The 24243-nt window shown below is 58.3% G+C and carries 21 protein-coding genes; 12 read left to right on the plus strand and 9 right to left on the minus strand.

The window, feature by feature from the left end:
• A partial coding sequence (locus DL88_RS07725; RefSeq protein ID WP_034994417.1) for an IS5 family transposase occupies window positions 1–365 on the plus strand: 365 nt, incomplete at its 5' end.
• 66 nt (window positions 366–431) lie between these two features.
• On the opposite strand, the gene DL88_RS07730 is transcribed toward DL88_RS07725, so the two are convergent.
• The 3 genes from DL88_RS07730 to DL88_RS07740 all read right to left on the minus strand — a co-directional run bounded on the left by DL88_RS07730 (window position 432) and on the right by DL88_RS07740 (window position 4728).
• Window positions 432–1151 carry a hypothetical protein gene (locus DL88_RS07730; protein ID WP_034994419.1) on the minus strand — a complete coding sequence of 240 codons (720 nt, stop codon included), beginning with the start codon at window positions 1149–1151 and terminating at the stop codon, window positions 432–434.
• A 248-nt stretch (window positions 1152–1399) separates the two neighbouring features.
• Window positions 1400–4126, minus strand: a complete 2727-nt coding sequence (locus DL88_RS07735; protein ID WP_034994421.1) for an autotransporter family protein — start codon at window positions 4124–4126, stop codon at window positions 1400–1402.
• A 164-nt stretch (window positions 4127–4290) separates the two neighbouring features.
• Complete coding sequence (locus tag DL88_RS07740) at window positions 4291–4728, minus strand: SAM-dependent methyltransferase (RefSeq protein ID WP_034994425.1); 438 nt, start codon at window positions 4726–4728, stop codon at window positions 4291–4293.
• A gap of 32 nt (window positions 4729–4760) precedes the next feature.
• On the opposite strand from DL88_RS07740, the gene maiA reads away from it, so the two are divergent.
• From maiA to DL88_RS07770, 6 genes are all read left to right on the plus strand, one after another.
• Window positions 4761–5411 carry a maleylacetoacetate isomerase gene (gene maiA / locus DL88_RS07745; protein WP_034994643.1) on the plus strand — a complete coding sequence of 217 codons (651 nt, stop codon included), beginning with the start codon at window positions 4761–4763 and terminating at the stop codon, window positions 5409–5411.
• A 226-nt stretch (window positions 5412–5637) separates the two neighbouring features.
• Window positions 5638–7341: an L-lactate permease gene (locus DL88_RS07750; protein WP_034994427.1), complete on the plus strand. Its 1704-nt coding sequence runs from the start codon at window positions 5638–5640 to the stop codon at window positions 7339–7341.
• A 307-nt stretch (window positions 7342–7648) separates the two neighbouring features.
• A complete protein-coding gene (locus DL88_RS07755) occupies window positions 7649–8440 on the plus strand; it encodes a (Fe-S)-binding protein (RefSeq protein ID WP_051955728.1) in 792 nt (263 codons plus the stop codon).
• Window positions 8441–8443: 3 nt separating this feature from the next.
• On the plus strand, window positions 8444–9904 hold the full coding sequence (locus DL88_RS07760) for a lactate utilization protein B (protein ID WP_084705051.1): 1461 nt from the start codon (window positions 8444–8446) through the stop codon (window positions 9902–9904).
• A complete protein-coding gene (locus tag DL88_RS07765; protein ID WP_245270694.1) occupies window positions 9905–10570 on the plus strand; it encodes a LutC/YkgG family protein in 666 nt (221 codons plus the stop codon).
• A 4-nt stretch (window positions 10571–10574) separates the two neighbouring features.
• On the plus strand, window positions 10575–11231 hold the full coding sequence (locus DL88_RS07770; protein ID WP_034994430.1) for a class I SAM-dependent methyltransferase: 657 nt from the start codon (window positions 10575–10577) through the stop codon (window positions 11229–11231).
• A gap of 13 nt (window positions 11232–11244) precedes the next feature.
• Here DL88_RS07770 and DL88_RS07775 read toward each other — a convergent pair whose 3' ends face one another.
• Window positions 11245–12315, minus strand: coding sequence for a patatin-like phospholipase family protein (locus DL88_RS07775; RefSeq protein WP_034994433.1), 1071 nt, complete (start codon window positions 12313–12315; stop codon window positions 11245–11247).
• Window positions 12316–12971: 656 nt separating this feature from the next.
• Here DL88_RS07775 and DL88_RS07785 point away from each other — a divergent pair.
• Window positions 12972–13451, plus strand: coding sequence for a Fur family transcriptional regulator (locus DL88_RS07785; protein WP_034994440.1), 480 nt, complete (start codon window positions 12972–12974; stop codon window positions 13449–13451).
• Window positions 13452–13647: 196 nt separating this feature from the next.
• On the plus strand, window positions 13648–14946 hold the full coding sequence (ispG, locus tag DL88_RS07790) for a flavodoxin-dependent (E)-4-hydroxy-3-methylbut-2-enyl-diphosphate synthase (RefSeq protein ID WP_051955730.1): 1299 nt from the start codon (window positions 13648–13650) through the stop codon (window positions 14944–14946).
• A 39-nt stretch (window positions 14947–14985) separates the two neighbouring features.
• Here the strand turns inward: ispG and DL88_RS07795 are convergent, their stop codons facing one another.
• Together DL88_RS07795 and DL88_RS07800 are read right to left on the minus strand one after the other, a co-directional pair.
• Entirely contained in the window at window positions 14986–16149 is a 1164-nt protein-coding gene (locus tag DL88_RS07795) for a patatin-like phospholipase family protein (protein ID WP_051955731.1), read from the minus strand.
• Window positions 16150–16248: 99 nt separating this feature from the next.
• Complete coding sequence (locus tag DL88_RS07800) at window positions 16249–18051, minus strand: outer membrane protein assembly factor BamB family protein (protein ID WP_051955732.1); 1803 nt, start codon at window positions 18049–18051, stop codon at window positions 16249–16251.
• Here DL88_RS07800 and DL88_RS07805 point away from each other — a divergent pair.
• On the plus strand, window positions 18026–18235 hold the full coding sequence (locus DL88_RS07805) for a hypothetical protein (RefSeq protein WP_034994442.1): 210 nt from the start codon (window positions 18026–18028) through the stop codon (window positions 18233–18235). The genes DL88_RS07800 and DL88_RS07805 overlap by 26 nt on opposite strands.
• A gap of 191 nt (window positions 18236–18426) precedes the next feature.
• Here the strand turns inward: DL88_RS07805 and gluQRS are convergent, their stop codons facing one another.
• Complete coding sequence (gluQRS, locus tag DL88_RS07810; RefSeq protein ID WP_034994444.1) at window positions 18427–19329, minus strand: tRNA glutamyl-Q(34) synthetase GluQRS; 903 nt, start codon at window positions 19327–19329, stop codon at window positions 18427–18429.
• A 389-nt stretch (window positions 19330–19718) separates the two neighbouring features.
• Here gluQRS and DL88_RS19315 point away from each other — a divergent pair, with 389 nt between their 5' ends.
• Complete coding sequence (locus DL88_RS19315) at window positions 19719–20456, plus strand: lipoate--protein ligase family protein (protein ID WP_051955733.1); 738 nt, start codon at window positions 19719–19721, stop codon at window positions 20454–20456.
• 414 nt (window positions 20457–20870) lie between these two features.
• Window positions 20871–21572 carry an alpha/beta hydrolase gene (locus DL88_RS07820; protein WP_034994448.1) on the plus strand — a complete coding sequence of 234 codons (702 nt, stop codon included), beginning with the start codon at window positions 20871–20873 and terminating at the stop codon, window positions 21570–21572.
• A gap of 206 nt (window positions 21573–21778) precedes the next feature.
• Here the strand turns inward: DL88_RS07820 and DL88_RS07825 are convergent, their stop codons facing one another.
• On the minus strand, window positions 21779–22873 hold the full coding sequence (locus DL88_RS07825; RefSeq protein ID WP_156970999.1) for an acyltransferase family protein: 1095 nt from the start codon (window positions 22871–22873) through the stop codon (window positions 21779–21781).
• Window positions 22874–23181: 308 nt separating this feature from the next.
• Window positions 23182–23940 carry a class I SAM-dependent methyltransferase gene (locus DL88_RS07830; protein WP_034994662.1) on the minus strand — a complete coding sequence of 253 codons (759 nt, stop codon included), beginning with the start codon at window positions 23938–23940 and terminating at the stop codon, window positions 23182–23184.
• Window positions 23941–24243 lie beyond the last annotated feature (303 nt).

Raw genomic sequence — 24243 nt, forward strand, 5'->3', positions numbered from 1 at the left:
TAGCGGCTACGCTCTCCGGCGGCGAGGTTTCGGACTATTCAGGCTTCGATCCGCTGATCGAAGCCGAAGGGCCGGAGCCGAAGGTGCTTCTGGCCGATCGCGGCTATGACAGCGACCATATTCGCGAGACAATGGAAACAAAAGGCGCGGCCACCATCATCCCGACCCGGAAAAACCGGAAAACGCAAATCCCCGTCGACGATTACATCTACGCCCTGCGCAATCGCATCGAGCGGTGCTTCAACAAGCTCAAAAACTCACGCCGCCTCGCGACCCGATACGATAAAACCGCCGAAAGCTACCTTGGCTTCGTTCATATCGCCGCTATTCGCCTCTGGATGCGCGCATTCGTCAACAGGACCTAAACCGACTTCCGTCGCAACGCTCTATTTCCAATATGGCACGAGGGCGCGCAGCATAAACACCTGCCCCTACTGGCCGATCCACACCTCTAAAACATTTGGACGGATAATATCGACTTGCACGGCGTTGATCGTTTTATTTGAGATATTGCTGGCATTCAGCGCGACGGCAAGCGCTTCGGCGGCAGGCTTCGCTGAAGAATTGCTATAACGGACTTCTGCAAGTCCTGTAGCACTGCCAATACGCTCTCCCCCTCTATTACGTCCTATAACATTCCAGCCTTGATTTGCCAAAGCATTCGCAAGCGTAATAATCGTATTGCGATCATAACCTGCAAATTGCATAAACACTTGATATTTTGATTTTATATCTTGGCTGATATCACTATCCTTAGGAATATCTTTCAATTTTGGTTTATTCCCATCCTTAGCGGCGATCTCATCCGCCGTTAAAGAACAAGATTCCAAAAAATTTACTGTGCATCGCAAGCTTAGATTCTCCGGGTACACCTTGCTCCCTATAAATGCCCCTATCCAGGCTACAATGAGGAAAATTACAAAAAAACCCGCTGCTCGCCTCGCGGCAGGCTCACTCAAAAATTGTGTTATAAGATAGAATACAACACCGATCGCACTCACATAGATCACATTTGGTATTGATCCTCGAATATCGACGCCAAATGAAGCAATAACAATGACTGCTGCAAAACATGCAATGGCACCGGCTAAAATCGCGCCCCCGGTTGGATAATCCCGAAAATATTGCTGCAAATATTTGAGCGCTTCCATTATATTCCCCCCCGCGGCATTATACAGGATCTTAATATTCTTAAAAAAACAGGTGCAATGAAAGAAGCAGCCAGTAGACTATCGATCAATTAAGCTCCGCGCATTTTCGCGACACGACGGAGCTTCGTTGACACAAACTATCTGCTGCTATCCATTATTAAAGTGATTATCAAAAATTGAAATGATTTCTTGTTACACATTCATAGATCGTCCGGGGGAATTCGCTTCGCGCCCCTCGAAAGCCAAGATCACCAGACGACCCGCACACCGCCCTTACCGCCATAGACCCATTGGATGTCGGAAAATTCGCCATCGAAATTGGCAAACAGCCCGACATTCTCGCTCATATCGAGGTTGAAGCCCACTTTGGTCTGCACCGCATTCCAGGCAGGATGCGCACCGGAAACCTGAAAGAGCGTGCCCGGCAGGGAGAGAAAGCTGTTGTTCAAGGTCCGCTGCGGCGCGAATTCATGGAGATAGGCCACGGAAAAATTGGGCCGCAGGACCATGCCATTGCCAAGATCATGCGTGAACTGGAACCGTGCCCCAATCACGCCAGGAACATCCGCCAATGCCTGTGCCTGGCCGGTCAAGCTGGTGGCATTACTGCCCCCTAGAGCATTATATTCACTGTAGCTGTCGGTCCGGAAATGGGCGATCTCCAGCGCCACGAAAGGCGCGAATTTGAATCCGGGCAAGTGTTCGGTGGCCGCGATCTCGAAAATATGGCCAACTTCGAGCCGGGTGCGAATCTCCAGAGAGCCGAACGAGGCTTTTTCGAGCGACGGCCCCAGCATACCGAAACTGGCGATTGCCCGGCGGGTCTCGTTGGAAAAGCTCGAGACCATGACCGAGGCTTCTCCATAGAAAGGTCCGAAATCGGCAATGCCGTAGACGCCGCCGTGAAAGCCGGTGACATTGCCACTTGTCGCGCGCTGAGCAACATCGAACCAGGAATAGCTGCCGCCAGCTGCGATACCGACAAGCACATTCGGCTGGACCTTGTAATCAATGCCCATCACGCCGCCATAGAAATCGCCCTGCTGTCCCGCGACAGTGGATGTGGCGCTCAAATTCATGGTCCCGCCAAAGCCGGTCGACCAGACACGCCAGCGAGGCGCGGTGCGCTGCTGACGTTCACGCGGATCGACGATGATCGGCGAAGCCATGGCGGCCTCCGCCGGCGCATAGCTCGAAACCGCCTTTGGAAGCGCCGACGGCTCCGTCACAGTCACCATATTCGCCGCGCCGCCAAAGCCGGTCAGCCCGGAGAGCGCCTGTTCTGCCACCGAGACGCTCGCCACACGAGCCGTGCGGATCGCCTGATTTTGGGCGGCGGTGAGCCCTTCACCGGATAATTGATCGAAAGCCGCACGCGCGCCGGCCGCGTCGAGCATGGAGATGGAATTGACAAGCGCCGCCCCCGAATCGCTCATATTGGTGCCCGCACCAGCCGTCAGGGCGCCACCGACGGCCATTTGATTGGGGGTGGAACCGACGGATTCGAAACTGACATCGTTGCGGCGCAGGGTCAAAAAGACATCATTGGCGCCATAGCCAAGCGTCGGCGTCAAAAAAGCCAGATTGGTGTTGATGCTCGAGAACGAGCCGCTGACACCGTCCTTGGCGTCGAGGATCGTGTAACGCGTCTGCGGCAGGAAGCCGCCACCGGCCATGATGGAGAGGCTGCCACCCGTGATCGAGACCGGGCCGGAGACGGTAATCTGGTCCGACGCGGTCGGTGTCGCCCTGATCGACAGAACGGAACCGGGATTGAACGTCAAAGACCCATCAATGGCCATGTGGCCGATCTGATCCGGAGCGCCGGGCGCCAGTGTGCCTCCCTTATTGACGGTGACGGAGCCGAATGTCCCGTTACCGGCTAGCGTGCCGCCCGCATTCACCGTGCTCGGCGAGACGATCGAGCCGGCAATGATCAGCGTGCCGCCATCGACAATGGTCGGCCCGCTATAGGAGGTCGTGCCGGTCAATGTCAGAGTTCCCGTCCCCTCTTTGGTGAGCCCTCCGGCGCCGGTGATGTCATTGCTCCAGGTATCGGCCGCGTTGAGACCGCCCTTTGCCGCATCCATATTGACCACGACCTGCGAATCGAAGGCGCCATAGCCGCCATAAGCGCCCTGATAATTCAGGCGTCCCCATGCCGAATAGGCATCACCCAGGCCGGTCGGATAGGGTGCCGAAAGCGCCGTGGTGGCGAGCACGGCGGTGAGCTGTGAGTCATTCAGATAAGGAAAGCGCGTGACGAGAAGGGCGAGTGCCTGTTTCGGCACATCGGCGAGGGTCATGGAGCTTGCGGGCCCAGTGGGCGAAAGACCATGCGTCAGCGCCGCGCCATTGCCATTGTTCTGCGCCGGGTTGCCACCCAAAGCCGCAGTGACTTGCGTGCAGGATGTGGAGGTCGGTGTGGCGCAGGCGCTCGCATAATAGGACTGAACCAGTGTATAGGCCTGATAAATCGCATAGGCGGATACATTGGTCGGCTGCGTCCAGTCGAGCCGATTGCCATTAGAATCATAAAGGGCGGAATAAAGCGATGTCGCAGCATTGACTGTGGCGTTGATCCTCTGGCTGATCGCGCTGGTCGGCGTATTGATCCCCGCCTGAACGAAAGTATTAGAGACGTCGCCCGCGCGCGCCAGGAGCGCGCGGGCCTGTTGCGGCACTACAAAGGCAAGCCCATAGGCGGCCTGATAGGCGGATTGCGTATTGAGCGGCACGTTGGCGACGATCTCATCCACGCGAGCAGGAAAATTACCGGATGTCAGAGGACCACTGGAAGGAGAGACCCCGTTCAGGAGAGGACCAACGACGGGATCGAGAACGGGACCGCTATCGAGTGGAAGGCTGGAAGGCGTGGTAATGGAAACCTGCTGCGCCGAGACGCCCGCCGGCGACAGCTGCATGGGAACCGACAGGACCGTCAACACAAAACCGGCTTTCAAAGAGTCACGCATCGCAGTCTCTGCTCGAAGATCCCTCAGGTGATCGGTCCCACGCCGGATTCCACCAAGATCGCCCCTTTATCCGATAGCATGGTTTACGATTTCTATGAATCACCCGGCGCAGTCATTTAAGTTGGGCATTTCCGTATAGATCCGCACCGCACGATCGATCATCCTCAACCCCAATGCGGCTTGAGGTCGAGGAGCGGCGTCCCATCGAGGCAATCGAGGCCGCGCACGATGAGGCCCGACGGTTCCCGCCGCACCAAAGTGACGATCGAAGAAGCGATCGGGTTCGGCCGTACCGGCGAGCGCAGGGCGAAAGTGCCGGAGGGCGCTGCGGCCCCATGCGGCCATTGCAGGACGAGATCGCGGCGCGCCTCATGCATCCAGTAAAGCACCTGGAGCCGCGGCCAGGCCTCGATCCCGGTCAACGCCTCCAGCCAGCGCGGATCGAGTTCGATACGGCATTCTGGCCCCTGTTCATCCCCCTGACGCGGACAATCGCCGCGTTCAACCCAAGGTGTGCGCAGGACGCCGATATAGACCAGCCGCGCATCGCAGCCGACTGGTGGATCGACAGATTTCTCACCCGCCCTTATAGTTGCATCCACTTGTGCCTCATTCCCTTGACACTTTTTCGACCATGCAGATTTTTACCTTTTGGCGGTCTCTGGCAAGTTTCCGCGTACGCATCGGCCTCAATCTCAAGGGACTCGCGCCCGAACAGATTTTCGTCAACATCTTCACCGGCGAATTGCAGGAACCGGCCTATAAAGCGGTCAATCCGCAAGGCCTGCTCCCCGCGCTGATCGACGGTGACGGCCCCCCTCTCGTCCAGTCGCTGGCGATCCTCGAATATCTCGATGAAACCCATCCCGAGCCGCCGCTCCTGCCGAAGGATCCGCGCGGACGCGCCAGAGCGCGCGCACTGGCGCAGATCGCCGCCGGCGACGCTCATTCGCTGGTGACACCGCGCGTGCGCGGTTTCATGGCCAAGACCTATCACATAGATGAAGCCGGCCAGACCCTATGGGCGCATCACTGGATCGGCCTCGGCCTCGAGGCGATCGAAGCACATCTTGCCCAGGAGAAGGAAACCGCCCTCTTCTGCCATGGCGATCAGCCGACGATCGCCGACATTTCGGTCATCAGCCTCGCCGTTGGACAACAGCTTTTCGGCGGGACGCTCGATGCCTATCCGACGCTTGCGGCGATCTTCGACCGCTGCATGGCAATCGAGGCTTTTTCCGCCGCCCATCCCTTGCGCCAGCCGGGAGCTCCGCAGAACGACTGAATTTTCTCCCCCGTTTGCTGCATTGCGCAACGTGGTAAAATAATTTATCCACAGAGAGCGCGGTCCTGCGAAAGGGCATGACCCGGTCGGTCAATGACGAGATACCGATTTCGGGATACCCGATCTAATGACACTCGATCAATGACAAGGCGTCCGCGCAGCCAGTTTACCCGCTGCCGGCGCCGAATGGGGACATAAGCGGCCGACGCCGCGGGGGAGGAATGAAATGTGGCAACAGATCTATGATCCATTCGGGAACCGGCTTCTTTCGACAGTGATCGCCTCCCTGCCGATCTTCTGTCTTCTGGGCCTGATCGCCTTTTCCAAGGTCAAGGCGCATTTCGCGGCGCTCACCGCGCTTGCGCTCGCCTATCTCGTCGCCACGCTTGGATTCACCATGCCGGCAATCATGGCCGGCAAGGCCGCGCTGCTTGGCGCGCTGACGGGTCTTTTCCCGATCGGCTGGATCATTATCAATGTCATCTTCCTTTACCGGCTTACGGTTGAAAATGGATCCTTCGCCATTCTGCAGGATTCCATTGCCAATGTGACGGCAGACCGCCGCCTGCAGCTTCTGCTCGTGGCCTATGCCTTTGGCGCTTTCTTCGAGGGCGCGGCGGGTTTCGGCACCCCGGTCGCCGTCACCGGCGCCATTCTCATCGGCCTCGGCTTTTCTCCGCTCGCCGCTTCTGGCCTGTCACTCATTGCCAATACGGCCCCTGTCGCCTTTGGTGCGCTCGGCGCGCCGGTCGTCACGCTCGCCGCCGTCACCCATCTCGATCTCGGCCAGGTCACTGCCATGGTGGGGCGTCAATTGCCGATCTTTTCCGTCATGGTGCCGTTCTGGGTCGTCGCCGCCTTCGCGGGTTTGCGCGGCACGCTGGAAGTCTGGCCAGCGGTTCTCGTCACCGGCCTTTCCTTCGCCATTCCGCAATTTCTCGTTTCGAATTTCCACGGCCCGTGGCTGGTCGATGTCATTGCTGCCCTCGTCTGCATGGCCTGTCTCATCGGTTTCATGCGCATCTGGCAGCCACGCCGCATCTGGACCAATCCCAATTTCGCCAACCGCCACGATATCAGCCTGCGTCCCCAATCGGTCGGCGCCGCCGTCGCCGATCCGGTTCCCTCAACCGCGCATACGAACGCCGAGCGTCCGGCCTATACGCGGGCGCAATTGATCAAGGCCTGGATGCCCTGGCTCATTCTCTGCGTCATCGTCTTCATCTGGGGCACGGAAAGTTTCAAAATTCCGGTCAATAATCTGTTCCTGCCGAAATTCGAGATCGACGGACTGCATCGGCTCGTCCAGAAAATGCCGCCGGTCGCCGCCGCGCCGACCATTGAATCAGCAGTCTTCAGCTTCAACATTCTCACCATGAGCGGCACCGGCATCCTCCTCGCCGGTATCCTCAGCGGGTTGTTGATGGGCTATGGTCCGCTCTCTCTCATCAAACAATATGGCCGCACCCTGTATGTTGTGCGCAATTCACTGATCACCATCGCCGCCATGCTGGCACTCGGCACCTTGACCCGCTACGCCGGTCTCGACGCCACCCTAGGCCTCGCCTTCGCGGGCACCGGCGTCGTCTATCCTTTCTTCGCCGCCCTGCTCGGCTGGCTCGGGGTAGCACTTACGGGTTCGGATACGGCCTCGAACGTGCTGTTCGGTGGATTACAAACGGTGACGGCACAACAATTGGGTCTGTCGCCGATCCTGATGGCAGCCGCCAATTCCTCTGGCGGTGTCATGGGCAAGATGGTCGATGCGCAATCCATCGTGGTCGCCTCGACCGCCACGAACTGGTTCGGTCATGAAGGCGCGATCCTGCGTTTCGTCTTCCCGCATTCGATCGTGCTCGCCTGCCTTGTCGGCATTTTCATCATGCTGCAGGTCTATGTGTTTCCCTTCACGCTGACGGTCATTCATTAGCGAAAAGTCCGCAAAAACATATGCAACTCGGCAACTGAATGCGATCGCGATCAGAGGGGGTATCACCACACCAGGTGATCCCCGGCAAACGGCCTTCGAAAAATCGGTATTAATCGTATTCAGGCTTTCTGCCCATGTAACCCGTTCGATACCGGTCAAATGCTGCAATGCGGGAGTGCAGCCGGCATCGGGCGAGAACGAAATGATCTATGATCAATTCCGGAAACAGCCTGCGTGAGGGAAGCGGCTCGTTCGGAAAACCGCCGAGCCCACCCATTCATCCGCTCTGTCAACAAGATTGCCCCTCATGGATGCTGTACCACTCCACAATCAGCCAACGGTTTCCGACAGGCCAAAAGTCGCGCTTTATGTGACCTGTCTCGTCGATGTCGTGCGTCCGCGCATCGGCTTTGCCGCCATTTCCCTTTTGGAACAGGCGGGCTGCGACGTCAGCGTTCCGCAAAGCCAGACCTGCTGTGGTCAGCCGGCCTTCAATTCCGGCGATGACGATCACGCCCGCGCACTGGCCCGCAATGTCATTCGCGCATTCGACTCGTTCGATCATGTCGTCGTGCCGTCCGGCTCCTGCGCCGGGATGATCCATAAATATCCGGAACTGTTCCGTAACGACCCCGTTTGGCTGCACCGTGCCGAGGCGCTTGCCGCACGCACATACGAACTTTTGAGCTATCTCGTCGACATTCGCCATTTCATGCCGAAGGATGTCACGTTGCACGCCAGCGCCACCTATCATGATTCCTGCTCGGGGCTACGCCAGCTCGGCGTGATGGAGCAGCCGCGCAAGATGCTCGCCGCAATCGAAGGGCTGAGCATCACTCCCCTGCCCGGTCATGATGTCTGCTGCGGCTTCGGCGGCACGTTCTGCGTCAAATATCCGGCGATTTCCAACGCCATCGTCGATGAAAAGGCGCGCGATATCGAAAACACCAAAGCCGATCTCCTGCTCGGCGGTGATCTCGGCTGCCTTTTGAACATGGCCGGCAAACTGCACCGGCGCGGCGCGGCGACGCGCGTCTTCCATACCGCCGAAATTCTGTCCGGGTTCGGCTCGGGTCCCGCCATAGGCGAGGAGGATTGACCCATGACTACGGCCTCTTCCGCCGCGCGGAGCTCGGCACAGGCGAGTGATCCTTTCTCGATCCCGTTCGATGAACGGATCAAGGAAGCGCTCGACAACAAGACGCTCAAGATCGCCATCGACCGGACGACGAATAATGCGCGCGACAAACGCGCGGCGGCCGTCGCGGCCTGGCCGGGTTTTGCCGAAGCGCGGACTCTCGGCAAAAGCATCAAGCAGCATGTCATCGATCATCTCGACCATTATCTCGTCGAATTCGAAGCCAACGCGCTACGCTCCGGCGCCAAGGTCCATTGGGCGTCGACCAGCGACGAAGCCTGCGCCATCGTCATTGATCTCTGTCGCAAGGCCGGGGCGAAAAGCGTCACGCGCGCCAAATCCATGCTGGGCGAGGAAATCGGCCTGCCGCACGCCCTGGAAGACGCCGGCATCACCCGCGTCGAGACCGATCTCGCCGAACATATCGTGCAGCTCGCGCACGACCGGCCCTCGCATATCATCTGGCCAGCCCTGCACCGCACGCGCGAGGAAGTCGCGGAATTGTTCCGCGCCAATCATCACAAACCGCAGAACAGCGACGATATCGAATCCATGGTGGCGAGCGCGCGCGAGGAATTGCGCGGACGTTTTCTTGCCGCCGATGTCGGTATTTCCGGCGCCAATTTCCTGATCGCCGATTCAGGCGCGATCTGCACCGTCACCAATGAAGGCAATGCCGAACTGACGACGACGATTCCGCGCGTGCATATTGTCACCGCCGGAATTGAGAAGCTCGTGCCCTCGCTGTCCCATGCCATGGTGCTCCTGCGCCTGCTCGTGCGCTCGGCGACAGGGGCCGATCTCACCCAATATACAACCTTCCATTGCGGGCCGAAGCGACGGGGCGACCGCGACGGGCCGGAGGAATTCCATATCGTCCTCGTTGACAATGGCCGCACGAAAATGCGCAATGAGGGCCTCGCCGACATGCTGCGCTGCCTGCGCTGCGGCGCCTGCATGAACCATTGCGTGGTGTTCCGCCAGATCGGCGGCCATGCCTATGGCGGCGCCTATCCCGGCCCGATGGGCTCGGTGATGACACCGATCTTCAACGGACTCGAAAAGAGCCATGACCTGCCGCAGGCCTGCACGCTCAACGGCAGTTGCCAGGAAGTGTGCCCGGTCGATATTCCGCTGCCGACGCTGCTGCGCGGATGGCGCGAGAAAAGCTGGCGCGAGGGTCTCGAACCCCAGATCGTGCGTCAGTCGCTCGGTTTCTGGGCGTTTGGCGCGCGCCACCCCTTCCTGTATCACATCGGCACCAGACTCGCGGTACGGGGCATGCGCCTCTTTGCCAAAGGAGGCTGGATCCGCTCCCTACCGCTTGCCTCCGGATGGACACGCCATCGCGATTTTCCAAAGCCCGCGCCGCGCACCTTCATGGAAGAATGGAACCAGCAACAGCGTCTGAAAGCGAAAGGGTGAATGATGAGCGCGCGCGAGCTTATTCTGTCAGCCCTCAGACAGGGAAACACGGCCACCGCCGCAGGCGAGCCAAATGATGCCGGCGCGATCGCTGCGGCTGCCGACGCTCTCATCGCCGATCTTTCTCTCGGCCGGCCCCGGCTCGGAGAGGGAAGCCTGCCGATGCTTTTCGAACGGCAGATCACCTCGCCGAAAGTCGCGGCGAGCCTCGACAAAGCCGCAAGCCTTGCCGATGTGCCGCGAGCGGTCGATATTTATCTCACGACCCATGGCCTTGCCCGCGAGATCGCCCTGCAGCCCGAACCTGCTTTGACGGCGATGGACTGGAGCGGCTATCATCTGCACGAAGAGGTGAAATCGGATACAATAGTCGCCGTCGGCAAGGCTCTCTGGGGTATCGCCGAAACCGGCACTCTGGTGTTTCATTCAGGACCGCATTCGCCAACCCTGTTCGATTTCTTCCCGCTGCATCATCTCGTGGTGATCGAAGCGAGCCGCATTCTTGGCTATCTGGAGGATTATGTCGCCGCAAGCATGGGACAGCCGGTGCCGCGCAACGTCAATTTCGTGACCGGCGCCAGTGGCACCACCGATATTGAAGGCACGCTCGTGCGCGGCGCGCATGGGCCACGCTTTCTGCATGTCATTCTCGTGGAAGACAGCTGATTTCTTGAACCCGGATCCCGCCTACAAAGAATTCGTACTCGCGCATACAAGGCTCGCGCCGGTTCCACTCGCGCCCGAGATCCACCTGTATCTGGCCGAGGACGCGATCTCTCTCTGGGAACAGACGGAAATTTTCCGAAACGGCCAGCATCTGCCGCCACCCTTCTGGGGCTTCGCCTGGGCAGGCGGGCAAGCGCTGGTGCGCTATCTTCTCGACCATCGCGAACTCGTAAAAAACCGCAACGTGCTGGATTTCGCCTCGGGCTCCGGGCTTGTGGCGATCGCCGCCGCAAAGGCCGGAGCTGCCAGCGTCGAAGCCAATGAGATCGATCCCTTCGCGCAAGCGGCCATCGCCTGCAACGCCCATGAAAATGCTGTGTCACTGACGATCCGCGCCGAGGATCTCATCGGCACGGACGCAGGATGGGACGTGATCCTTGCCGGAGATGTTTCCTATGAGCGCGACATGGCAGAGCGCGTCACCCTCTGGCTCGAGAGGCTGCATCGCCGCGGCGCGCTCGTCTTGATCGGCGATCCGGGGCGTTCCTATCTCGCGCGCGAGAAGCTCGAATGCATCGCGCGCTATAATGTTCCGGTCTCCCGCACGATCGAGGATTCCTGCGAGAAGGAAAGCGGCGTCTATCGTTTCCAGACGCTCTGATCGACGTCTGCGCTCAAGCAGCCGTAAAGGCCCGGCGCAGGTCGAGCGTCCCCTTCACGCCGATTGAATCGAAGGTGGTCACCAGCCATTGGTCCGCCACTTTCTTCCCCAGATGGAAGAGACTTTCCATCAGGTGCCAGGAGGAATCGAGCTTGGTGACGGCGGAATAGGCCTCAAGATAGGAACTGCCGTCGATACAATGGAGATTGATCCGCAAATATTCGTCGCGCGATAATTTTCCGTTATCGACCAGCCGGTTGACGAAATCGACGGCGCGCATTTCGGCCATCAGGGCGCCGTTGAAGGTGATTTCGTTGAGCCTGTCCTGAATATCGCGCGCTGATTGCGGCGTCGAAAGCCGCACGAAAGGCGTGATCTGGACGATCACAATATCCGGGCATTTGGTGCCGTAGAACAGCGGGAAAAGCGCCGGATTGCCGCGATAGCCGCCGTCCCAATAAGGCACGCCGTCGATTTCGACCGCCTGAAAGATGAACGGCAGACAGGCCGATGCCAGGACATGTTCGACCTGCAATTCCTCGCTGTGCCAGACCTGGATCTGGCTTGTGTGGACATTCGTCGCGCCGACATAGAGCGGATAATCACGAAAGGCGCGGATGCTTGGAAAATCAACCATCCGCAGCAGATGGTCGCGCAAAGGATTGAGATTCAACGGATTGAAATCATAGGGGCTCGCGAAATGCGTCACGAGATCCGCCCACCACCTCGTGATCTGGGTCTGCAGCGGCCAGCCGCTGAAGAACATGCGGAAGACTTCACGTTGTATGGGGTTCATCTGGCCTTCGACGCTCAAGCTGCGCCAGAATTCAGCGAGCTTCGCCCGTGCGCCGGCGCGTCCGTTCTCAATGAAGCCCTGCGTCATGACGACAGCATTCATCGCACCCGCGCTGGAACCGGTCACAGCCGCAATTTCAAGGCGTTCGTCGGCAAGAAGCGTATCGAGCACACCCCAGGTGAAGGCGCCGTGGGAACCGCCACCCTGCAAGGCGAGACTGATTTTTTTCTTCTCCTTTTGCTGTCCCGCGCCGCCTGTGGCTTCTCCTTCCAGTTCATTCCCACGCATCAAACAGCCCCCACCTAATGCTTCAAGCACCGCGCCCGCAGATCTTTATCCGGCCGGATCAACGGCTATACCCATTTCGCCCTGACCATAGGGCCTGTCTCCAGCGGCATGTTACGGTAGCCCGGCCCAAGCATGGGAGTCCCGCGAAATTCACCCGACCGAATGATCTCCAATCGAATCACCTGTCGCAAGACTCCCCCGTTTCCACGCGAGCCTTGGACAGCGGGAATCGCCCACACACCCTAAGCAAACTTTCCAAAGTTTGCTTGCACTCAAAAATCTGAGCAGCACATGATCCATGGATCATCGCGTCATCCGCCTGCCGCCGGACCGATCGGACCCGACGGTAATATCGATGATGTCATGGCTCCAACGCTGCGGAAAGAGATGAAAAAGCCAGAGATCTCATCAGCTTTCCACGGGCATCCAGGGTCCTTGAACGGCAGCCTTTATGCATCCATAAATATGCACGAAGGCTGAATGTTCCTGGCAATCTTCCGGGTTTGGCGCCTCACGCGTTCGGGCGTAACTGGTACCCATTCTTCATACCCGCGCCATACGCTTGTTTCTCGGAGAGAATACAGCTTTGTTTTCATGGCCGTTTCCCCGGAAGGAAAATTTTGCACGCCACCCCTATAATGGTCTAAGCTTATATTATGCGTCCTGAAACTCCCGCGACCCGGCCGTCCCCTCCCGCCCAGAAATGCGCGGAGGAGGCCACCTCCAAAGCGGCCCGCGCAGGGGTCCCGCTGACACCCGGCCGGCGGCGGATTCTCGATCTTCTCGCGCAGGAGCGAAAGCCGCTCGGGGCCTATCAAATGATCGAGAAGATCGGCGAAGCCACCGGCAAGCGGCCGGCGCCGATCTCCATCTACCGGGCGCTCGATTTCCTGCTCGAAAACGGCCTCATCCATCGGCTTGCTTCCTGCAACAGCTATCTCGCCTGTCGCCATGGCCATGGCGACAAGGAGCCGATCGTCTTCCTGATCTGCGAAAAATGCGGACAGGTCATCGAGGCCAGTTCGGCTGAACTCGCCGAAGGGCTCGTAACGCTGGCGACGCGAGAACATTTCCAGCCGCGCATGCAGGTCATGGAGATCGCAGGCCTGTGCGAGGCCTGCTGCCTGCAGACCTGAAGCCCGCCGGCTTCTCCCGCCTTTTTCGGCGCAGGCGCGGCGGCGGCAACATTTCCACGCAGGGCCTGAACCATCGTCTCGCGAGTGACTTGACGCCGGGCCGGTTTTCCCGCACCAAACCGGCAAAGACGTTCTGTTTCGTCCCCTGAGCTACAGTCGTTCCATGAGCCCCCAGGGCTCCCAACCCAAGGTTCGCATGACCCACGATCCCGATTCCGCGATCCTGCTCGATCCCGCTTTAGCTCTCCCTTCCGGTCCCGCTCCGCGGCGCACAAGCGTCGGCGTGCGCATCGGGTCCGGGCCCGGCGCGGTTCAAGTCGGCGGCGGGTCCCCGGTGATCGTGCAATCCATGACGAATACCGATACTGCCGACATCGACCAGACGGTGCAGCAGGTCGCGGCGCTCGCCAAGGCGGGCTCGGAACTCGTCCGCATTACGGTGGACCGCGATCCGGCCGCCGCCGCCGTGCCGCATATTCGCGAAAAGCTCGATAAAATGGGCTGTTTTGTCCCTCTCGTCGGCGATTTCCATTATATCGGGCACCGGCTGCTGACCGAATATCCGGCCTGCGCCGAGGCGCTCGCCAAATATCGCATCAATCCCGGCAATGTCGGCTTCCGCGAAAAGCGCGACCGGCAATTCTCCACCATCGTGGAAATCGCCGCCAAATATGACAAGGCGGTGCGGATCGGCGCCAATTGGGGCTCGCTCGATCAGGAATTGCTCACGAGACTGATGGATGAAAATGCCAAGGCCGCGAGCCCGCTTGCAGTCGGCGCCGTCACCCGCGAGGCAATGGTGCAATCAGCGCTTCTGTCAGCGGCCCGCGCCGAGGAACTCGGCCTCAAGCGTGATCGTATCATCCTTTCCGCCAAGGTCTCGGCGGTTCAGGATCTCATCACCGTCTACCGCATGCTCGCTGCGCGCAGCGATTACGCTCTGCATCTCGGCCTGACCGAGGCGGGTATGGGCTCGAAGGGCATTGTCGCTTCCTCGGCGGCGCTGGGCATTCTGCTGCAGGAAGGCATCGGCGATACGATCCGCGTCTCGCTGACGCCGCAGCCCGGAGGTGATCGGACTCTCGAAGTCACCGTGGCCCAGGAAATCTTGCAGACGATGGGTTTCCGCACTTTCGTGCCGCTCGTCGCCGCCTGCCCCGGCTGTGGCCGCACGACCTCGACCGTGTTCCAGGAACTCGCCCGCGATATCCAGACCTATATCCGCGAGGAAATGCCGGTCTGGCGTACCCGCTATCCCGGCGTCGAGACACTCAATGTCGCCGTCATGGGGTGCATCGTCAACGGACCGGGTGAATCGAAACATGCCGATATCGGCATTTCCCTGCCCGGTACGGGCGAAACCCCGACTGCACCCGTGTTCATAGACGGCGAGAAGAAAATGACTTTGCGTGGCGAGGGCATCGCCGCTGAATTCAAGACCATTGTCGAAGATTACATCGAACACCGCTTCGGCACCAAAAGCGCCGCGGAATAAAGCGACGATTGCCTCGAGGCATCGCTCATGCAATCGCATTCATGAGCGATGCTCCCGGTTTGCGCACAAAGCCTCCTGCGCAAGCGGAACCAGCCTCTCGCAGCACGCATCATCGTTTACCGTCATGATCCCGTCGCGGCTGACGCGGTGAACGACGCAGCCTATATGCGGCGCCCGATGGATGCGTAACCACGGTTTGTCGGCCAGGATGCGCTGCATGTCGGCATAGCCCGCAGCACGGCGCTGAGCGATAGACGTTTGCGAAAATTCCGCGTCGCTATAGGGAATCTGGTCATCATCCGGATGATAGATGACATGAACGAGGTCGAGCCGTTCATCCGGCGGCGGTGCACCCTTGTTTTCGAGCATAGATAGCGCATGACGCAGATTGATCTTGGCTTCCAGCCATTTGATATGCTGCATCGTCTTGCTTGCATATTGTATCTGTTTGGCGCGCCAGAGCACATCGCTCATCGTTTGCGGCGCCGGACCGCTGGAACTCCACAAATCGATGATGAAAGCAATGCTGTGGCCTTGCGGCATGTCATCGAGCACGGCTTCAAGTGGGGAATTCGAAGCGCATCCGCCGTCCCAATACAGCCGGTCACCGATCCGGACAGCGGGAAACCCCGGCGGTAAGGCACCGCTCGCCGCAATATGGTCCAGGCAAAAACCGCCCTTCATGGCGCGTGTATCGAAAAACTCCAACTGCCCGGTTTCCACATTCGTCGCACCGACCGATAGCCGTGTCGTCGTCCCGTTATTGAGATGGTCGAGATCGACCAGCATGGACAATGTTTGATAGAGCGGCCTGGTATCGTAAAAACTCGTCGCCGAGACGCCGGAGGGCGCAAAAAAGGGATTGAACGGACGCGGCTCGAAAAATCCCGGCTGGCCGGTCAAAAGCGTGGTGACGAAGCTGCAATAATGTTCGAGGATCTTCAGGTTCGTGTCGGCAAAGGGCGGCGTCAGGCACGGCCGCGAAATCGCCGACCAGAAAGCATTCAGCCGCTCGAGCCGCCGCTCACTGGCATTGCCGGCAATAAGCGCCCCATTGATGGCCCCCATTGATATGCCGCAGACCCAGTCGGGCTCGAAACCGCCTTCCTGCAACGCCTGAAAAGCGCCGACATGATAGGCGCCCATGGCTCCGCCGCCCTGAAGCACCAGAATGCAGGCGGGTTTGGAAGCGGGTAAGGTCATTGGCTTGGTCCTCCCTTGCTATGCCGACGGGCCGCAATCACTGACAGACATGGTGCAACCTAATGGCCTTCATCAGCCAGGACTCTGTACGCGGCCTGCCTATCGGCTTTCATCGAGGCCGAGAATAGAAACCTTGGCCGTGGTGATTTCCGTGGGCCACAGGATTTCGGTCAGACCCGTTGCTGCGGCGACCCGTTGCGCGGCGCCGGTGCGATAGGTAATGACACCGCCGCCTACGGCCCCACCGATCTTTTCTCCCCATAATTTTCGTCCATCACTCACGTCGAGCGCATAAAAATTGCCGCCCATGTCTCCGAAGAAGACGACACCGCCAGCGGTCGGTGTCACGCCACTCTGCACCGGATAATTGGTCTTCACGCGCCAGCGCCATTGGCCATTATCGGCGTCGACGGCATACAGCCAGCCAGCCCAGTCGAAGACGGCATCCTGCTTACCCCATACATCAAAAGGATTGAGCGACGCTTCGCCGGACCACGGCTTTCCAGGCTCTACGGCCTGCAACTGTTCTTTTGTCTGCAGGGTCACGGTGGTGCACCATTGCACCTGACCTGTCAGGATGAGATTGTTGCGCGGATCATAAGCAGGCCCGTTCCATTCAGCCCCGCCAATCGCGCCCGGGCAGAAATGGACCGGCTTTCCCGCCGTAAATTCTGTTTCGGCATTCTCGATTTTCGTGACCGGCAGGCGATAAAGGAGCCGCTGATCATTGGTGTCGAAGGCGTAAAGATGTCCGTCCTTCGGCGCGAGGATCATCAATCGTTTGTTGGCCGCCGTCTCGATCAGCACCGGCGCTCCCGAGACATCCCAATCGTGCCAGTCTTTCGGAACAATTTTGTAATGGGTTTTGTAATCGCCGGTTCCTGCGTCCAGAACGACGACGGAGCCAGTATAAAGATTGCCGCCTTCGCGCATATCGGCCGCGAAATCGGGCCCAGGATTACCGCCAGGAATATAAAGCAGCCCATGAGCCGGGTCGAGCGTATAGGACGTCCAGGTCGCCCCGCCGGTTATGGGTGAGCCAGGTGGTGTCCGCCAGCTGGACCCATCAAGCGGTAATCGCCCTTGCGGCCCGCGCTCCCTGTCTTCGGGACCTTTCGGCACGAGATAGGATTCCCAGACAATCCTGCCGGTTTCGGCATCGAGCGCATACATCCTGCCCTTGACACCTTTGATATCGCCACCGGCATTGCCGATAAACACAAGACCATTCCAGGCGATCGGCGCCGCAGGCACGCTTTCGCCCTTTTTGGGATCGGCGATCGCGGTTTCCCACAAACGCCGCCCGGTCTTGAAATCATAGGCGAGAACACGCCCATCCTGTGTTCCCCGGAACAGCCTGCCGTCGAGATAAGCCGCGCCGCGGCTCACACCTTGCGGCGGCGCCGGCTGATAGTCTTCGTGAACCCGCCAGTTTTCGCGGCAATCATTCGCATCGATGGAGAAAAGATCAAATTCCGTCGCAAAGATCAGGCTGCCGTTCACTTCCAGCAAACCGCTATTGAATCCGGTATATTGCCCGGTATCATAGGTACACAGAATTTTCATATTCCCGACATTGGCGGGAGTAATCTCGTCGAGCGGAGAAAAACGGTCAGAACGCAGGGTTTTGTTATAGCTCAGCCAGTCCTGCCCCACCCCGGTCGCCTCCTGTCTTGCCTCGGAAGGCATCTTGCGAACGGATGATGAGCGTGGCGCGCCTTCCGCCACTTCGGTGACAATCGTTCCTTTCGGCGCACCGAGATAGCGAATGGAATTTATGCCCATCGACACGATCTGAACGGATGTATCCCAATTGGCATAAATGATCGCGGCGGCGACAATACCCACAACAAGGCCAAAGACGAGGATCCGTGCGATGCTGAAACGTCTTTCCCTGTTCATCCAGCTCCCTCCCCCTTTGCATGCGGTGCAAACCGAACAAGGTGAGCGCGACGGCCAGGAAACATCCCCGCCTCCCGGGACCGATGCCGAACACTATGGATCGCGGCTTATCTTGACCATGGCGTTCGGCTTGAGCGTCACCTTCCCGCGGGCGCAGTTTCAATCGCCTCTTTCTGAAGCGTAACGGATTTCGGAGGGAATGGATCCGGAAGAACCTCGGATAATCAGGCGTAAGCAATACCATTGGTCGCCGCAAGGAACGCCAATACAAAGGCCTGGGAACACGACAAACACACGCGCGGCAAAGATCACCGTTCAGAGGCAGCCGCGTTTCCGGTCTCGCTTTTACCGGGCAAAGTGTCGATGCAAACTCGATTATACATTTTGTAATTCGGTCACCATCGAGGGAGCAGGCACCAGCCGCGTCCGCACCATTTCCGGCGTTAGTCCCTCTTCGCGCAGGGAGCGCAGGGATTTCGCACGCAGGCTCTTCGAGAGTTTCTGTCCGGCCCCGTCACGCAGCAGGGCATGATGATGATAGACGGGTCCCGGAAGATCGAGGAGGGATTGCAGCAGCCGATGCAGACTCGTCGCATGGAACAGATCTTCGCCGCGCACGATATCTGTAATGCCCTGAGAGGCATCATCGACGACAACAGCAATATGATAACTCGTGCCGATATCGCGGCGCGCGAGGATCGTATCGCCCCATTTCCGTGGATCGGCGGTTACAAGCCGGCCTTCCGAGCCCGAACCATAATCGAGCCAGCTGACCCCGCCACCGACCAGCGCCGTGGCCCTCTCGATATCGATCCGATAAGCGGGCGTATCGCCGGCAGCGAGGCGCTTTTGTCGCTGCTCGCGGCTCATATGCCGGCAGATTCCGGGATAAAGCGGCGACCCATCGGGATCACGCGGCCAATCCGGTTTCTCCCTGACCCTCTGCACAATGTCCGAGCGCGAGCAGAAACACGGATAAAGGATTCCCTTGCGTTCGAGGCGCACGAGCGCCTGCGCATAATCGGCGAGATGGTGCGACTGGCGCCGGATTTCAGGATCGAACGGAATGCCGAGCCAACGGAGTTCCTCGATGATCGCTCGCTCATATTCGGGACGGCAGCGGTCCTTGTCGATATCCTCGATCCGCAAGAACAGCCGGCCGCCACTCGCCCGTGCCAGCCGTTCATTTTCGAGCGCCGAAAAAGCATGGCCGAGATGCAGATAACCGTTGGGAGAGGGAGCAAATCGGAAAGCGGGATGGGACAATGCGCGGGTCATGGGAAATGTCGGCACCGAATGAGAGGCTGCGGAGAAGACCGAAGGCAGTTCTTCCTGATTGATTTTCCGACAGGTTCTTGAACCAGCATGGGCCGGTCCGCAGCAGTTTCAGCAATGATCGCACCAGATGTCCGCCATAGATATGAAAGCAGAATGCCTCGGAGAACCCCTCGCCGACGTTTTGTTGCGGGGTGTCTCCCTTCGAAAACAGCTCCCAAGACCAAGGCACCTTGATCCCAACCTGTTCGGAATAATGAGGTCCGGCGGAAGCCGCCGCCGCATTCGCGAGGCACCTCATGAAAGCGATCTATGGAATACTTCTGAAAGGCTTGCAGAATTCGCCGTTTCGAACAGACTGGAACGGATGAAGATCCTGAAGAGGTCTCACTATGCCTCGATCGAAAGACAAGTTCCCCGCCGAGCCTGATGGCCAATCCACCGTCGAGAAGCCGGCCAAGGCAGGCGGCAAGGCAGGTGGAAAGACAAAATCGAAACGCGCGCGCAAGGCTGGAAACGATGCGGCCAGCCCCGGTTGCGTGGTGACATTCGCGACGGATCTTTTGCCGGAACCGAAGAAGGATGTGCACAAGAAATCGCTGCGCGCCGGCATAGAGACCGCCCAGAAGACGATCGAACGCGCGGGCGGCCATGGACGCATTACCGCGACGATCCATCGGGGAGAAGTTTGCTTGGTTCTTGTCGAGCCGCTGAAATCGAGCCTCGGGCGCCCGATGGATGATGCTCCGATGGGGCAAACCGCAAAGCTCGACCACGCGGCGCAAATTCTCGCCGGAGCCGATATGGTCAGCGGCGACGTCCTTGCCGCAAAGCTCGGCATCAGCCGAACCTCCGTCAATGCAAAACGGCAAAAACACATTCTGCTCGGCCTCGAAGGCGCCCGAAGAGGCTATCGATTCCCGATCTGGCAATGCGATGAAAAAACCGGCAAGCCTTTCGCCGTGATCCCACGGCTCCTCGACATTCTCGGTGATGCCTGGACCGTCCATGGATTTTTGATGCGGGCGCATCCCGCACTGGGCGGTCTCAGCGGCCGCGATGCCCTCGGCAGGGACCTCGATCATCAACTCGTCGAGGCGGCAGCAGCCGAGGCAGGAAAATTGCCCTGACATCTCCCGGCGCCACCGCGATCACGATGCGGCGCCTTGACCCTACACCTTGACCCGTGCACCTTGACCATCGCATCGAAACAAGCTTTGCAGAAGGTAGATCATATGAATCCGCGCCGATCGGCAGAGGCCGGACGGCATCACCTTGCCATCATTATCTTGGCTTCATGGGGACAGATCATCGTCAAAGAAAGCCGCCGTCCACAGATTCTGCGGTGACGGCGACGATGCAGTCATGAAATGAGCGGGCAATTCAGGAGAATGTCCATCGGCCGGTCGCCGGAACCGATGACCTGGAGCATTTTCCAATGGCATTGAATCGGTTTGCGATTCCATTGGTTTGAAAAGGCTCCGTTTGTTGAGTGAAGCGTTTCAGATATATTTGAAACGCACTAATGCGGGCGAAAGTTGAAAATGGTAGCAAAGATCGATGGCCCGCGTGTCGCGGCCAAGTCGCGCATGACGAAGCAATTGGTCGTGTTTCTGCACGGCTATGGAGCCGATGGGAACGATCTGATCGCCATTGCGCAGCAGTGGCAGAGTTTCATGCCTGACGCGACTTTCGTCTCCCCGCATGCGCCGGAAATCTGCGCCATGGCGCCGGATGCGCGCCAATGGTTCCCACTGAAATTTCCGGTGTCAGAGGATGATCCGGCCTCGCATTGGGAAGGTCTCAACAAGGCGCGGCCCGTGCTCGACGCCTTTCTCGACGCTGAGCTCAAACGCTACGGCCTCACCGACGCCAATCTGCTGCTCGTCGGCTTCAGCCAGGGAACCATGCTGGCGCTGCATGCAGGGTTGCGCCGCGCTGAGGCGCCAGCCGGCATTCTGGGCTATTCCGGCATGCTGGTTGGCCCCGAACATCTCGGCACCGCCAATGCGCGCCTCGCCAATGGCCAGCATCCACCGATTCTGCTTGTACATGGCACCCAGGACGATGTCGTCTCCGCTGAAGCCATGTTCCTCGCCGCCGGCCATCTGGCAGAAGCCGGGATCCCCAATCAATGGCATCTTTCCACTGGCATCGGCCATGGCATTGACGGCGGCGGCCTGCAGCATGGTCTTTTGTTCGCGACCCAGAGCCTGAAGATCAAACGTGCCGCGCCGGCACTTTAAAGCATTTCTCAAGATTGAATCGCTTCGCGATTCCCACCTCCTTGAAAAAACTATCATTTTTTGAGTGGAGCGATTGTGGAGACACCCGCAACGCTCCAATCTCTCTTTAATCGGCACCCAAAGCGCGTCATAAACGTAATTACGACCACTCATGCATACGGAGACAAATGTAAACATAACATATAGTGAGCAACACATACGAAATGTTAGATCATTTTCTTGCCAATCACTTGCGGCATCGCCGAACGGCGAATATGCAGACGTTTGCTGATGATCAAGCGGACAGGACGATCGTAATAGCGTTCAACGAACCACGCAATGAAACACACGACGAAGACGTAGCCGATTGTGAATTTCAAGGGGGAAAAGGACGCAGTTCTCTGCGCCAGAAAATAACCAATCGTTAGCAATGGATAATGAAGAATGTAAATCGGATAGGATAAATCCCCTAATAGCTCGGCATAAAAGCGCAAGCCTTTCGGTATTTCGAGCCGGATCCCTGCTTCCAAAATCAATGGCAAGATCACGAAGACACATAACAGATCACGCCAAGCCCGCAGATAATCGGGGGCAGGAACAAGGAAGATTACGAGCAGAATGGCAATAGGAACGATCGCCAGGATGGATTGTTTCCTGTCTATCCTGCGATGCAGTCTCGAGATGACGATACCCAGAGTAAAGGAAAAACCGACGCGCCCGATACCATAAAAGAAAGTATTCCAATCCATCCCGATATTGAGCCATCCATAGCGGGAAGCACCGATCGCGACAAGGATTGAATTCAATATAATGACAACACCCAGGGATCGGGCCGTCCAGCGGAAGAGCGTGTATCCGTAGATAATATTGATAAGAAGCTCAAAAAAAAGCGACCAGGCTGGAATATTCAGAGGGAAAAGGAATTCCAGAGGCAGTGGGACTGGCAGCATCAGGCCATTGCTGAACGCCGTCAAAGCCAGCGGGACAGGAGCAAGCGCATTTTTATCGTGAAACATGATCTGACTGACAGCCTTGATCAAGCCAAAGCCAATGCCGAGGAGGAACAAAGGATAAAGCCTGACCAGCCGCACTTCCAGAAAACGCATGAACGTCATGCCCTCCGAAAGTCTCTGACGGTAAGCGAAGTCGATCACGAAACCGCTTAAAGCGAAGAAAAAATCGACAGCTAGATATCCGACAATGTTCGTATCGCCGAACACGCGATTGTTGCAATGGAAGAGAACAACTAGAATTGCCGCGACACCACGCATGGCGTCCAACGTCAAATATCGAAAATCACTAAGATTCATCGCAAAACCCACTTAAATAATTAACACCTAAAAATCCTATTATTGTTTAGTCGCAAAGCATTTTTGAGATTTCAGGAACACCATACTTTAGAATAAACTAATGTTTATTTTTATTAATGCAAAATACCGCAGTGCGGTTACCGATTTCCTCAGAATTTATGTGGACAAAAGTGAAAAATATAACAAATATTTTCAACCACGAAACAATTCGTTCGCAAACAATATTCTCTAGATCTCGTATCCGTCATAAGTACAGATTGCGATGTGCTGTCACACCCTTGCACCGAGCAGGAGGCATACCGCACAATCTGCTCGGCATATCAGCTGGCGCCTGTGGCGGCTCGCGAACCAGCCGCAGGCTGCGGCGCGAGAACCGGCTGCAGGCCAGGCAAGGTCTGCGCCACTGGCTGCGTCAAAACCACGGGCCGGTAGAGCTCTTTCGTCGCCTCGACGATCTGCACCCCGGCTCCGGGCAAGCCCAGGCTCGCGCCAATTCGCTCGACGAGCGCATCGCCGCGCCGCACCAGACTGTTCTGGAACGGCGGCATATACAGCGCCTCTGTCCAATGGGTCGGCGAAAACAGGGCGGTCCGCATCAGATCCCGCAATTGTCCGCGAGAAAACGGCTGGCCATGGCCGAAAGGCGTTGTGTCGAGCCGCGCCCATAGGCCGGCGCGGCTCGGGGTCACGGCGATCATCCGGCCGCCCGGCGCCAGCACCCGCCAGATTTCCGACAAGAGATCACGCGGGTGCTCGGTCAATTCCAGAAGGTGGATCACCAGCACCCGGTCGATACAGCTATCCGGCAAGGGCAGCATCCCGGTCGCAACGAGAGCCGATGAGGACAGACCCGAATCTGGCCAGGGGACGACACCCTGCTCGGCCGGCATGAAGGCCAGCACACGCAAGGCATCGGCGCGAAAGGCATCGAGATAGGGCGTCGCGTAACCGAGCCCGAGTATCGATTGTCCGCAGCAGGTGCCGAAACGCTGATGCACGATCCGACCAATGAAGCGCCGCGCCGCACCACCCAGCGGCGTCGTATAGAACCTACGCAGATCAACCACATCGACAGGCATGGCCGTTCCTTCCACGAGCGCATAGGCACTCACCCCGGGCCTGGACCCTGTCCGCATTATCCATGCGCCCAATCCATACGCCGATAAACCCACTTGTCCGAGAGTTCTCAACGCAGAACGTTCACGCGTCCGAAGGCTGGCCGGTTGCTTCCAATCGACCCCATCAAGCCTCGGGGGTCAAGCCCAATGAAGGTTTTGCGATGGCACGCATGATGAGACAGCCTTGGCCTTTGTTATTGTCCGCGCCCCGAGACTGATGGAAAGCCAGGCTTCGCTCACGAGAAAATGTGCGGCACCATAATC

This window comes from Beijerinckia mobilis (assembly GCF_000745425.1).
In the GTDB taxonomy this organism is placed as follows: domain Bacteria; phylum Pseudomonadota; class Alphaproteobacteria; order Rhizobiales; family Beijerinckiaceae; genus Beijerinckia; species Beijerinckia mobilis.